9 protein-coding genes, 1 pseudogene and 1 riboswitch are annotated in these 12,728 nt (G+C 63.3%); of the genes and pseudogenes, 2 read left to right on the forward strand and 8 right to left on the reverse strand.

Annotated elements, in window-relative coordinates; genetic code table 11:
- Positions 1-176 precede the first annotated feature (176 nt).
- Positions 177-2,228 carry a DNA topoisomerase IV subunit B gene (parE, locus tag M727_RS0134310; RefSeq protein WP_023801056.1) on the reverse strand — a complete coding sequence of 684 codons (2,052 nt, stop codon included), beginning with the start codon at positions 2,226-2,228 and terminating at the stop codon, positions 177-179.
- A gap of 267 nt (positions 2,229-2,495) precedes the next feature.
- On the opposite strand from parE, the gene M727_RS0134315 reads away from it, so the two are divergent.
- Positions 2,496-3,665 (forward strand): GGDEF domain-containing protein, encoded by a 1,170-nt coding sequence (locus tag M727_RS0134315; protein ID WP_027156274.1) that lies wholly within the window; start codon positions 2,496-2,498, stop codon positions 3,663-3,665.
- Between the two features lie 71 nt (positions 3,666-3,736).
- Here M727_RS0134315 and gcvP read toward each other — a convergent pair whose 3' ends face one another.
- Genes gcvP through gcvT form a run of 3 tightly spaced genes read right to left on the reverse strand, consistent with a single transcriptional unit; the run spans position 3,737 to position 8,041 of the window.
- Positions 3,737-6,547 carry an aminomethyl-transferring glycine dehydrogenase gene (gene gcvP / locus M727_RS0134320; RefSeq protein WP_027156275.1) on the reverse strand — a complete coding sequence of 937 codons (2,811 nt, stop codon included), beginning with the start codon at positions 6,545-6,547 and terminating at the stop codon, positions 3,737-3,739.
- A gap of 19 nt (positions 6,548-6,566) precedes the next feature.
- Positions 6,567-6,935, reverse strand: coding sequence for a glycine cleavage system protein GcvH (gene gcvH, locus M727_RS0134325; protein WP_027156276.1), 369 nt, complete (start codon positions 6,933-6,935; stop codon positions 6,567-6,569).
- A gap of 5 nt (positions 6,936-6,940) precedes the next feature.
- Positions 6,941-8,041: a glycine cleavage system aminomethyltransferase GcvT gene (gene gcvT, locus M727_RS0134330; protein WP_027156277.1), complete on the reverse strand. Its 1,101-nt coding sequence runs from the start codon at positions 8,039-8,041 to the stop codon at positions 6,941-6,943.
- A 152-nt stretch (positions 8,042-8,193) separates the two neighbouring features.
- Positions 8,194-8,281, reverse strand: a riboswitch (glycine riboswitch).
- A 164-nt stretch (positions 8,282-8,445) separates the two neighbouring features.
- Here gcvT and M727_RS0134335 point away from each other — a divergent pair.
- Complete coding sequence (locus tag M727_RS0134335; protein WP_027156278.1) at positions 8,446-9,444, forward strand: hypothetical protein; 999 nt, start codon at positions 8,446-8,448, stop codon at positions 9,442-9,444.
- 42 nt (positions 9,445-9,486) lie between these two features.
- Here M727_RS0134335 and M727_RS0134340 read toward each other — a convergent pair whose 3' ends face one another.
- The 4 genes and pseudogenes from M727_RS0134340 to M727_RS0134355 form a co-directional block, all read right to left on the reverse strand.
- Positions 9,487-10,275, reverse strand: a complete 789-nt coding sequence (locus tag M727_RS0134340) for a molybdopterin-binding protein (protein WP_027156279.1) — start codon at positions 10,273-10,275, stop codon at positions 9,487-9,489.
- A gap of 1 nt (position 10,276) precedes the next feature.
- Positions 10,277-11,158, reverse strand: coding sequence for a cytochrome b/b6 domain-containing protein (locus M727_RS38905; RefSeq protein ID WP_036264512.1), 882 nt, complete (start codon positions 11,156-11,158; stop codon positions 10,277-10,279).
- 114 nt (positions 11,159-11,272) lie between these two features.
- Positions 11,273-11,957, reverse strand: a pseudogene (locus tag M727_RS38910) (DUF1345 domain-containing protein).
- 136 nt (positions 11,958-12,093) lie between these two features.
- The gene (locus M727_RS0134355) at positions 12,094-12,561 is read right to left on the reverse strand and encodes a YaiI/YqxD family protein (RefSeq protein WP_027156280.1); all 468 of its coding nucleotides are present in this window, start codon (positions 12,559-12,561) and stop codon (positions 12,094-12,096) included.
- Positions 12,562-12,728: the final 167 nt, after the last annotated feature.

Consider the following 12,728-nt stretch of genomic DNA (forward strand, 5'->3'; position numbering starts at 1 on the left):
GACTACGTCGAGCTCGAAAAGTTTTCTCAGGGATCGTTGTGCTGCGACCGAGGGGGAAACTTGGCAGGCCATCGGCGCGCAACTCACCAGACTAGGGCGCTGGGAGTTCGACTATCGCCTTTGAAATTTCAAACTGAGACACTACCTGCCGTTGTGGTTCGCCGAGCCGAAGAAATTCAGATATCCAGCACTTCCGTCTCGGCGAATTCCGCGCGTTCCTGGATGAAGCGGAAGCGGGCTTCCGGCTTGGTGCCCATCAGCGCGTCGACCGCATCCTTGGTCGCCGCCTCGGCGTCGATCACATCGACCCTGAGCAGCGTGCGCTTTCTCGGGTCCATGGTGGTTTCCTTGAGCTGGGCGGCCATCATTTCGCCCAACCCCTTGAAGCGGCCGATTTCGACCTTGCCGCGCCCGGTGAACTCGGTGCGCAGCAGTTCGTCCTTATGCGCATCGTCGCGGGCATAGGCGACCTTGCCGCCCTGGCGGATCGAGTAGAGCGGCGGCACCGCCAGGTAGAGATGGCCGTCGCGGACCAGGCTCGGCATCTCCTGATAGAAGAAGGTGATCAGCAGCGAAGCGATATGGGCGCCGTCGACGTCGGCGTCGGTCATGATGATCACCCGGTCGTAGCGCAGGTCCTGATCGCGGTATTTTGACCGCGTGCCACAGCCAAGCGCCTGGATCAGGTCGGAAATCTGCTGGTTGCCGGCCAGCTTGTCGTTGCCGGCGCTGGCGACGTTGAGGATCTTGCCGCGCAGCGGCAGCACTGCCTGGCTGGCGCGGTCGCGCGCCTGTTTCGCCGAGCCGCCGGCCGAATCGCCCTCGACGATGAAGAGCTCGGCGCCGGCCGCGGCATTCTGCGTGCAGTCGGCGAGCTTGCCGGGCAGGCGCAGCTTGCGCACCGCGCTCTTGCGCGAGACTTCCTTTTCCTGGCGGCGGCGCACCCGCTCGTCCGCACGCGCGATCACCCATTCGAGCAGCTTCGAAGCTTCCTGCGGGTTGTCGGCCAGCCAGTGATCGAACGGGTCGCGGATCGCGGCCTCGACGATCCTGATCGCTTCGATCGTCGCCAGCCTGTCCTTGGTCTGGCCGACGAATTCCGGCTCGCGGATGAACACCGACAGCATGCCCGCCGCCGAGATCATGACGTCTTCCGAGGTGACGATCGAAGCACGCTTGTTGCCGACCAGCTCGGCATAGGCGCGCAGGCCGCGGGTCAAGACGTTGCGGAAGCCGGCCTCGTGGGTGCCGCCTTCGCCGGTCGGAATGGTGTTGCAGTAGGAATTGAGGAACCCGTCGCCGCCGAACCAGGTCACCGCCCATTCGAGCGAGCCGTGGCCGCCTTGCCTGTCGCTTTTGCCGGCAAAGATTTCGCGGGTGACCTGGAATTCGTCGCCGAGCGAGGCTTTCAGATAGTCCTTGAGGCCACCGGGAAAATGGAACTCGGCCTTGGCCGGCGTCGTGTCCTTCTCCTTGATCAGCGACGGGTCGCAGGTCCAGCGGATCTCGACGCCGCCGAACAGATAGGCCTTCGAGCGCGTCATCCGATAGAGCCGCGCCGGCTCGAAAGCAGCACCCTTGCCGAAGATCTGCTCGTCGGGATGGAAGCGTATTCTGGTGCCGCGGCGGTTATGCACCTCGCCGAGCTGTTCCAGGCCGGTCACCGGAACGCCGCGCGAAAAGCGCTGGCGATAGAGCTGGCGGCCGCGCGCGACCTCGACCTCGAGATGGTCCGACAGCGCGTTGACGACGGAGACGCCGACGCCGTGCAGGCCGCCCGAGGTCTCGTAGACCTTGCTGTCGAACTTGCCGCCGGAATGCAGCGTCGTCATGATGACTTCGAGCGCAGGCTTCTTGAATTTCGGATGCGGATCGACCGGAATGCCGCGGCCATTGTCGGTCACCGCCAGATATCCGTCGGCCGAAAGCTCGACATCGATGAAAGTCGCGTGGCCGGCGACCGCCTCGTCCATCGAATTGTCGATGACCTCGGCGAACAAATGGTGCATCGCCTTGTCGTCGGTGCCGCCGATATACATGCCGGGCCGCCGCCGCACCGGCTCCAGCCCTTCCAGAACCTCGATGTCGGCGGCACTGTAGCTCTCGCTGCCGTCGCGGGATGCCGGGCGCTTCGCGGCCTGCACCAGCGGGTCGGCCGGGCGCGCGGTGGCGCGAACCGGTTGCGGCTGCTTGTCCAAATTGCCGAAAAGATCGTTGCTGTCGTTCATGCTGGTCCTGGATTGCGATGCTGCGAATCACCACCCGATACTGCCACGCTTTTTGCGGGCAGGCGACGGAGGTTCCCGTTACGTTCGAGGATAGAGCCTCTTACTGCAAAACCATTCGACAACCAAGCGGCGGAAATGGGCCGAGGGCATCGACGCTTTGTAAACCTTGTCCGGAGGTTACGCCGGAAGGTTGGCCGAAAAAGGGTATTCGCGGATTGCTGCTGACCTAGAATGCGGCAGAACCCGAGAAGAGGCTGTCGCTTACGCATGTTGGATTACAGTTCGCTCCTGCTTGCGGCAGCGCTGTCGGGCACGTGCCTCAGCATCACCCTGTTTGCGATCTGGTGCACTGCGCCACAGGCACGCTTTGTGCTGACGGTGGCGTGCGGCATTCTCGTGCTCGTCGCACATGTGGTCTTGTTCTGGCACTATGCCAAGCATCCCAGCCCCTGGCTTTGCCAGATTGTACTTGCGCTTCTCAGCCTGGGCCTTCTGACCCTCTGCCTGTCGGCCATGCAGTATCTCGGCGTCCACGACTACAGGCGCGCCATCTTGCCGACCCTGGCTGCGATGGCGGTTTGCGCAGGCGCGACGTCGCTGGGCTTTGACGGCGTCGGCTTCATCGTCACCTACGCGACGGTAACGGCGCTGCTCTCGCTTATCGGGGTGATGTTCTGGATCAAAGGTGGTCATGATCGCCGGATATTGCTGGTCGTTTCGTTCCTGAGCGGCGTCTGTGCGCTGTCCTTCGGACTTTGCGGCGCGGTCCTGCTGGTCAAGGGCCAATGGGTGCTCGGCGTTGCGCCCGACAACTGGGCCGAACGGTTGAATTCCGCCGTGGCGGTCGCCTGCATGACGGGGCTCGGCGCATTGACGCTCTCCCTGCACCATTTGCAGGCGCAGATCGAACTGAAGGCCGAAACCATGACCGACCCATTGACCGGGCTGATGAACCGGCGGGCGTTGACGGCATTCTACGGCGAGCGGATTTTCGGCCCCTTCATGTCCGTCGCCATGTTCGACCTCGACCATTTCAAGAAGACGAACGATGTATTCGGTCATCCGGTCGGCGATCAGGTTCTGCGCCGCTTCGCCGCTGTCGTCAGAAAATACTCCAGGACCGGCGTCGACGCCTTTCGGCTGGGCGGCGAGGAATTCGTCCTCGTCATGTCGCGGATGACTGAAGAGAAGGCTTACGACATTGCGAGCAAGATCAGCGTCGCCTTCGGCACGGAAGTCGTCGCCACCCAGCTTGGTCCGTTGCGCAGCACAGTCAGTGGCGGCATCGGCTTTGGCGGGACGGATGGCACCAGTCTCGACAATGTGCTGGCCGAAGCCGACGCCGCACTCTATGCGGCAAAGCGCGCCGGGCGAAATCGCGTCGTCGCCCAGAACAAGGCGAGCAAGGCCGACGCGCCGGCCTTGCGTTCTGCCTGATTGAGGCTTCTATCTTCTTGTTAGACCATGATCTTGTCCGAAAACCGGATTCCACTTTTCGGGATCATGGTCTACTCCGCCGCCCCCAGATATTCCGACAGCGGCGGGCAGGAGCAGACGAGGTTGCGGTCGCCGGCGACATTGTCGATGCGCGACACCGGCGGCCAGTATTTGGCTGACGTGTCGGCATCGCCGGCGGGGTAGGCCGCCTCCAGGCGCGAATAGGGATGGGTCCACTGGCCGGCCAGCGCCTCGGCGGCGGTATGCGGCGCATTGACCAGCGGATTGTCGGCTAGGGGCCATTCGCCTTTCGCCACCTTGGCTGCCTCGCCTGATATCGCGATCATCGCCTCGCAGAAGCGATCGAGCTCGCGCTTGGGCTCGGACTCGGTCGGCTCGACCATCAGCGTGCCGGCGACCGGAAACGACATGGTCGGCGCATGGAAACCATAGTCGATCAGCCGCTTGGCGACGTCGTCGACGCTGATGCCGGCACTGTCCTTGAGCACGCGGGTATCGAGGATGCATTCATGCGCGACGCGCTCGTGCCTGCCCTTGTAGAGCACCGGGAAATGCGCTCCGAGCCGCGTCGCCACATAATTGGCGGAAATGATCGCCGTCTCGGTCGCCTGCTTCAGGCCCGAAGCGCCCATCATCCGGATATACATCCAGGTGATCGGCAGGATCGAAGCGCTGCCGAACGGTGCAGCCGACACGGCATGGCCCGAGCCTTCGGCGACGTGGCCGGGCAGATACGGTTTTAGATGCGCCTTGACGCCGATCGGGCCGACGCCGGGACCGCCGCCGCCATGCGGGATGCAGAACGTCTTGTGCAGGTTCATGTGGCAGACGTCGGCGCCGATGTCGCCGGGGCGGGCGAGGCCGACCAGCGCGTTGAGGTTGGCGCCGTCGAAGTAGACCTGGCCGCCATGCTCATGGATAAGGGCGCAGAGGTCGCGCGCGCCTTCCTCGAAGACGCCGTGCGTCGAGGGATAGGTAAACATCAGCGCCGCCAGGTCTTGCGCATGCGCGGCCGCCTTGGCCTTCAAATCGTCCATGTCGATGTTGCCATCCTCGGTGCAGCGCACGACGACGACGTTCATACCGGCCATCGCCGCACTCGCTGGATTGGTGCCATGCGCCGATGACGGGATCAGGCAGACCGTGCGGTGAGCTTCGCCGCGTGAGCGGTGATAGCCGCGAATGGCGAGCAGCCCGGCATACTCGCCCTGGCTGCCGGCGTTGGGCTGCAGGGTCACCGCGTCGAAGCCGGTGATCTCCGCCAGCCAGGCTTCCAGCTCGTCGATCATGGCGCGGTAACCGGCCGAATGGCTTGCCGGGGCGAAGGGATGCAAATTGGCGATATCAGGCCAGCTTACCGGCATCATCTCGGCGGCGGCGTTGAGCTTCATCGTGCAGGAGCCGAGCGGGATCATGGCGCGGTCGAGCGCCAGGTCCTTGTCGGCCAGCCGGCGCAGGAAGCGCATCATGTCGGTTTCCGAGTGGTTTTCGCGGAAGACAGGCTGCGTGAGAAACGCCTTGCCGCGCGGTTTTCCGCGCATGGTGCTGCCGACGGCTGCGCCCGGCTTGGCGCCGAACAGCGCCGCGATCGCCTCCAGATCGGCATCGGTCGAGGTCTCGTCGAAGCTGATGCCGATGTGGTCGGCGTCGATGACGCGCAGCAATCGGCCGGTCTTTTCGGCAGAGGCGGCAATCGCGCCGGCTCTGCCTTTCACTTCCACCGTCACCGTGTCGAAGCGGCTTGCGCCAAGCACCGAGATTCCTGCTGCCTTGAGACCGTCAGCCAGCCGGTTGGCCAATGCATGGATTCGGCCGGCAATCGCCTGCAGCCCGGCAGGGCCGTGCCAGATCGCATAGGCCGTCGCCATATTGGCGAGCAGCGCCTGCGCGGTGCAGATGTTGGAGGTCGCCTTGTCGCGGCGGATATGCTGTTCGCGCGTCTGCAAGGCGAGGCGATAGCCGGGCCGGCCCCTGCTGTCGGTGGACTGGCCGACCAGGCGGCCGGGCATCAGCCGCGTCAGCCTGTCGGAAACGGCGCAATAAGCGGCATGCGGCCCGCCAAAGCCCATCGGCACGCCGAAACGCTGCATCGGGCCGACGGCGATGTCGGCGCCAAGCGCAGCCGGCGCGTCGGTCAGCGTCAGGGCGAGCGGATCGGCAATGAAGACGACCAGCGCGCCGGTGGCGCGGGCCTTCTCGATTGCCGCCCTGTGGTCGCCATAGATGCCAAACGTATCGGGCCAGGAGACCAGCAGAGCGGCTGTGTTGTCGTCGATCGTGTCACCGTCGACCTCGATGCCGAGCGGTTCGGCGCGGGTGCGCACGACGTCAAGCGTCTGCGGATGCGGCGTGCCGGCCAGCGCCACCTTGGTCCGCTTGTCGCGGTGGTGGCGTAACGCGATGCCGACTGCTTCGGCCACCGCCGTCGCCTCGTCGAGCAACGAGGCCGACGCGACCGGCAGCCCGGTCAGTTCGGTGACCAAGGTCTGGAAATTGAACAGCATTTCGAGCCGGCCCTGGCTGATCTCGGCCTGGTAGGGCGTGTAAGCCGTATACCAGGCCGGGTTCTCGAACAGGTTGCGCTGGATGACCGGCGGCACGTGGACGCCGTGATAGCCGGCGCCGATGAAGCTCTTCAAAACTGTATTTTTCGCCATTGTCGCTGACAGCTCGGCCAGCGCCTCGGCTTCGCTCGCCGGGGCCGGCAAGGCCAGCGGCCGGTCGAGCCGGATCGATTTCGGCACAGCCTGGCTGATCAGCGTCTCGACCGACGGAACGCCGATCGTCGCCAGCATGGCTCTGACATCATTGAGGCCGGGGCCGATATGGCGGGCCGAGAAGGAGTAGGGTGCTGCGGTCATCTTTCCTGGTCCTGCTCTCTCAACCAATATGGGCTTTGTAGGCGGCCTCATCCAGGAGACCTTCGAGTTGGCTTTCATCGGCCAGCTTCATCTTCCACAGCCAGCCGTCGCTGGCCGCCGCCGAATTGACCAGGGACGGATCAGACGAAAGCGCGGTGTTGGCCTCGGTGATCTCGCCGTCGACCGGCGCATAGACGTCCGATGCCGCCTTGACCGATTCGACCACGACGGCGGTATCGCCCTTGGCCAGCTTTTTCCCAGGCTCCGGCAATTCGACGAAGACGAGATCGCCGAGCTGTTCCTGCGCGTAGTCGGTGATGCCGATGGTGGCGATACCGCCTTCGACGCGGAGCCATTCGTGATCTTCAGTGAAATAGGTCTTTGCCATGAAGTTCATCCTTTGCGGTAGCGATGCGGCGTGAAGGGCAGGGGATTGATGTCGACCGGGATTTTGGTCCCGCGAACGTCGGCGACGAGTTTTGCGCCAGGTTTGGCCAGCGACGCATGGACGTAGCCCATGGCGACCGGATGGGCGGCCGAGGGGCCGAAGCCGCCGGAGGTGACGTGCCCGGCGGGATTGCCGTCGGCATCGAAAAGGGCAGCACCGGGACGCACCGGCTGGCGGCCTTCCGGCTTCAGGCCGACGCGTTTCTGCGTCGGGCCGCGCTCCAGGATTGAACGCAATGCGTCGGCGCCGATGAAAGCGCCAGAGGCGCGAACCTCCTTCGGGATCGCCCACATCAGCCCGGCGCTGGCCGGGTCCATCTCAGGCGTGATGTCCAGTCCGTGCAGGCACAGCCCTGCTTCGAGCCGCAGGCTGTCGCGGGCGGCCAGCCCAACCCACATCACTCGCTCGTCCTCGAGCAGTTTGGCGACGAGATTTCGCGCATCCGCTTCCGGCAGGCCGACCTCGAAGCCGTCCTCGCCGGTATAGCCCGAGCGGCTCATGAACCAGTTTTCGAGCGGCTCGAAGCCGTGCATGAACAGCAGCGATCCGGTTTCGATGCCGGCGCGCGACAGGGCGGCCCAGGCTTCGGGACCCTGGATCGCCAGGAAGACGCGGCCGAGTGCGTCCACCTTTGTGTCAAAATCCATGGCAAGGGCGCGCAAGTGTTTTTCGTCGGCTTCGGCATTGCCGGCATTGGCGACGACCATGAAGCGTTGCCGGCCGAGCCTGGTGACGATCAGATCGTCGATGATGCCGGCCGCTTCATTGAGAAAGAACGTGTATTTGGACTGGGAAATCTCAAGCGCGCCGGCGTCGAACGGGCAGGCCCGATTGAGCAGTGCTTCAGCGCCCAAGCCACTGATCTCGAACAGCTTCATGTGTGAGATGTCGAACAGGCCGGCATGTTCGCGGGTATGAAGGTGCTCCTTCATCACGCCGGCCGGATAGGTGAGCGGCATCGACCAGCCGGCGAACGCGCCAAAGCGCGCACTCGCGGCCACGTGCAGGTCTTCGAGGGGAAGGTGTTTGGTGTCGTCGCCCGTCATGTCGTCTCCAGAGTCGCACGCAATCGGCCGCGAATGGCGACCAGTCCGTGCCCCTCTGTCTGAAGCCTGAGAGACTCGCGCCCCGTAACTCTGTCGGCAGCGCTTACACCTTCGGCGCGGGGCGAAAAAAGCCCCGACTTTCCAGAGTGTCTTTCCCGTCTACGGTTCTTTTTGCCTGAGAGATTTCGGGCGATTTCCCCTTCGGCGGCAGCTCTCGCTGCTCTCTCCCGCAAACAGGTAGGACTCAATTTGAGCCCTCGACTCGTCATCCATAGCCTGTCGGCGACACCTTGTCACCTGCTAGCGACAGCTTACCGACAAGTCTTCGCTAACCACGCGGTTTGCCGGTTTCTCAAGGAACTGCCGATATGTTGGGTCCAAGTGACGTATGGATGGGAAACGAAATGGGCGAATTGAAGAGCGTTCCGGTGGCCGAGCTGGCCTCGAAAAATCGGGTCACAGCGGAAGACGTGGTCATGCTGCGCCGCGAGGTGTTCGGCGACGGGGTGGTGACGCGGAGCGAGGCCGAGGCGCTGTTTGCGCTCGACGCGATAGAAGGGGACAAATGCGCGGAATGGCCGGATTTTTTCATCGAAGCCATCACCGACCTCATCGTTCATCAGGAAAAGCCGGCGGGCTATATCTCGCAGGAGAATGCCGACTGGCTGGTCCAAGCGATTTCGCGTGACGGCATGGTCGACAGCCTGACCGAACTCGAACTGCTCGTGCATGTGCTGGAAAAGGCGAAATCCTCGCCGAACGGGCTTTGCGCCTATGGGCTGGAGCAGGTCGCCCATGCCATCATCGACGGCAAAGGGCCACTGATGCACGGCGGTAAGCTGGTTCCCGGGCTGATCGCCAAGGCTGAAGTCGAGCTTCTGCGCCGCATCCTCTATGCCTATGGCGGCGACGGCAACATTGCCATCACCCGCGCCGAGGCAGAGGTGCTGTTCAAGATCAACGAGCGGACCGCGGCAGCCAACAACGATCCATCGTGGAATGATCTGTTCGTCAAGGCGCTCGCCAATTACGTCATGTGCTCGGCCGGCTACGAAGCTCCGGTGCGCGACGTGGCGCTGCGGCAAGATGCTTTCCTGGAGCAGGCCGATCCAGAGATCGGCGGTTTCTTCGGCCGCATGGTTTCGGGTGGCCTCGCCGGCATCATGAAAGCCTACTGCGCGCCGGGCGATATCGAATCCGAATGGGAATCGAAGAACAAGGCAGCCGAAGCACTGGCACGCCGCGCCGAAACGATCGACGCGTGCGAGGCGAAATGGCTGGCCGAGCGCATCGGCAGCGACCGGCAGCTGCATGAGAACGAGCGCGCGCTGCTGACACTGATCAAGCACGCCTCGCCGGAAATCCATCCGGTGCTCATGCCGCTGATCGACAAGGTCGCCTGAGCAAAGCACCAAACACTGATCGGAAATGGCGGAGCTATGGCGTCAAATGCCGCCGTACCAATCGTAGCCATTGTCCTCCCAGTAGCCGCCCCTGCCGCCGCCGATAGCGGCGAAACTGTCGACCAGTTCGATCCGGCGGAGATACTTTGGCATCTTGTAGCCGATCTGGCGCTCGACGCGGACACGCAGCGGCGCGCCGTTCTCGACCGGCAGCGGCTTGCCGTTCAGGCCATAGGCAAGGATCGTCTGGGGGTGACGGGCATCGATCAGGTCGATCGAGCCGTAGTATTTGATGTCGCCGGACAGGCTGCGGTCGATCGTGTCGAGGCAATGGAACACGACGTAGCGCGCCTGCGGCTTGACCACCGCCTGATCAAGCACCAGCGACAGCGGCGTGCCGGTCCATTTGGCGATGCAACTCCAGCCTTCGACGCAGTCGTGGCGAGTGATCTGGGTGCGGCTTGGCATGTTCATCAATTGCTCGCGGGTCAGCGACAGCGGCTTTTCGACGAGGCCGGAAACCTCGAGGCGCCAGTCGGCGAAATTGTTGGCGAGCAGGCCCTTGTAGACATCGTCGTCCGGCGCGGTGACGCCGTTCGGCCGCTGCGGCTGGCGAATGTCGGCTTCGGTGAATTCCGGCGCCAGCGAATCGCCGGCAAGCAGGCGTTGCGCGCGCCAGGTCAGGCCGTTGGCGCCTTCAAGGAAGCTGCGCAGGCCGTCGCCGACGCGAAGCTGGCTGTCGAAGGCATCGCAACCCGACAGCATGATGCCGGAGATGCCGAGGCTGGCCGAGGTCAGGAATTTTCTGCGGCTGATCACAAACTTCGCCATCTCAAGCATCCCTCTGCGGCGTCTTGCTGCCATGCGCTGGCGGATCGGTTCGGTACCAGCCGGTGATGATGGAACGCAGCTCGTTGATCGGCCCGGCGGCGAAGATCATCAGCATATGGATGAGGAAGAAGGCGACGAGCAGCAGCATCACGATGAAATGGATTGTCCGCGCCGTCTGCCGGCCACCAAGCAGTTCGTTGAGGAACGGCAGCGCCGCATTCATGCTCGGCGACATGGCAAGGCCGGTGATGATCATCAGCGGCAGCAGCACGAACATCACGCCGCCATAGGCCATCTTCTGCAGCGTGTTGTATTCGCGCGTGTGATGAAACTTGAATTTGGCATGATCGACGATGTCTCGCGGCAAGCGTCTGAGATCGTCGATGCGCGGGACAAGATCGCGGCGCAGATGACCGTTGACCAGGCTGGCGACCAGCCAGATGACCAAGGTCGTGGTCAGTATCCAGGCGAAGAAGAAATGGACGACGCGGGCGGTGCCGAGGTCGTAATAGGAGGGAATTGTCGCCCAGGACGGGAAGGCGCGGGACGTCTCGCGACCCGCCGGCCCCGACCAGCCGAGCACACCGGTTGTGTCGAAGCGCTTGCCGAAGATTTCGGTGTAGCCGCGCGGGCCGTTTGCGGTGTTCTCGGCGCCGATGGCGAAGATGGTGTTGTTATATGCGAATCCCGATTCCTTGCCGATATAGAGCTGGGGGCGGGCGTTGAAGATCTGCAGGCCGGAAAGCAGCATGAAGAACAGCGAAATGGCCCAAAGCCAGTGCGTCAGCCGCGTCCAGCGCGACTGCCGGTAGATCAGCGTTGCATCTTTCGGCGCGGCAGTATCTGGCCCGACAGTGGATTGGCTCCTGGCAACCGATTGCATTTTTTCGCGTCCTTCCGGCCGCTCAGTCGGCCTTTCCGATCGTTCTCCTCCCAATACGTTGCCAGCCAAAGCGATGTTTCATCTGATCACGGAATTATTACAGACTGCCCGGTGCTACCGGCTCTCGAGACTGACGGCGAGGTTGACCGCGGCGGCGACAATCACCGTATTAAAAAAGAACGACAGGATCGAATGCAAAAGCACGATGTGACGCATTTGCGTGGTCGAGACCGCGGTATCGGAGGTCTGTGAGGTCATGCCGACGGTGGTCGAGAAATAGAGAAAATCCCAGCCGTCCGGCCGTTCCTTACCGGCAAATACGAGGCCGCCGACCGGCTTTTTCTGTTTCGCTTTGCTGCCGGGATCGGTCTCTTCAACGTTGACCCAGTAAACATGGGCGTAGTGCAGCGCCGTCATGGCGTGGATGGTGAACCAGCCGAGGGGGATCGACAGCAGCGCGAAGGTGAGTCCGACAGGATGCGCGCTGCCCTCGCGATTGATCAATTGGAACAGCGAGATGATGGCAACGGTGACGACAATCAGCGTCACCGCAAAGATGACTAGCACCGGCTGGTCGGTGGCCCGCGCGTTCTTGCTCAAAAAGCGGCCGGTGAGCAGCGGCATCTGGGCGACGACGATGACGGTGTAGGTCGGCGAAAAACGCATTGGCGCCGATCGAAAAGGCGAGCGAAGTGCGCAAGACCAGCGCGATCGCCAGTGCCACTACACCGATGCAGGCCGACACCGCGAACTGCATGTGGCGGTGCAGTGGTGTCTTCAGGGGCGTCTCGGTCGTCATGGCCCGGCCTCTGATGGCGGTCCGTCTTACCGCCGCTCGTCTTTTAGGGCTCGAACATTATAACACTTTTGATTGTGCGTTTGGTTTCGAAGATCGATTCCTATTGCTGCGCTGTGCTCCGGTTCGGGATCAGGCGCTAGCCCGGTGCCGTGGATTTCAGCGCACGCCGCAGAATGCGGTCGAGCTCGCCGAGAAACCGCGAGCGGTCCTGCGGCGCGAAACTGGCGTTGTAGCCCTTGCTTTCGCCGGTCTCGCGCAGATGCTGCTTGAGGTCGCGCATCGCCACCGCCATGCCGATCGTTTCCGGCGTGAACGGGCGACCGGTCGGCCCCAGCACATGGGCGCCGAGCGCCACCGTGCGGGCGGCAAGCGGGATGTCTGATGTCACGACGATGTCGTTGGGCTTGGCATTGTCGACGATCCAGTCGTCCGCCGCGTCGGCGCCCTTGGACACGACGACGTTGCGAATCATCGGATCGCGCGACGGGCGCAGCCCGCCATTGGAGACAAAGGTGACGACGACGCCATGGCGCTCGGCGACCTTCTCGACCTCGGCTTTCACCGGACAGGCATCGGCATCGACGTAAATGGCGGGTGCGGGCATGGTTCGTTCCAAGCGTATGAAGCCGGGCGATTGTGCCTGGCTCGGTCGATGATGTTCGAGCGGGCGCCATCCCAGCAACGCTACGGACCTGTTGGTGCAGCGCATCGCTTCAAAGGTCGGCGCCGCCCCTCATTGCCCTGCCGGGCATTTCTCCCCGTATAGTGACG

The sequence above is a fragment of the Mesorhizobium sp. WSM2561 genome (assembly GCF_000513915.1).
GTDB lineage: Bacteria > Pseudomonadota > Alphaproteobacteria > Rhizobiales > Rhizobiaceae > Mesorhizobium > Mesorhizobium muleiense.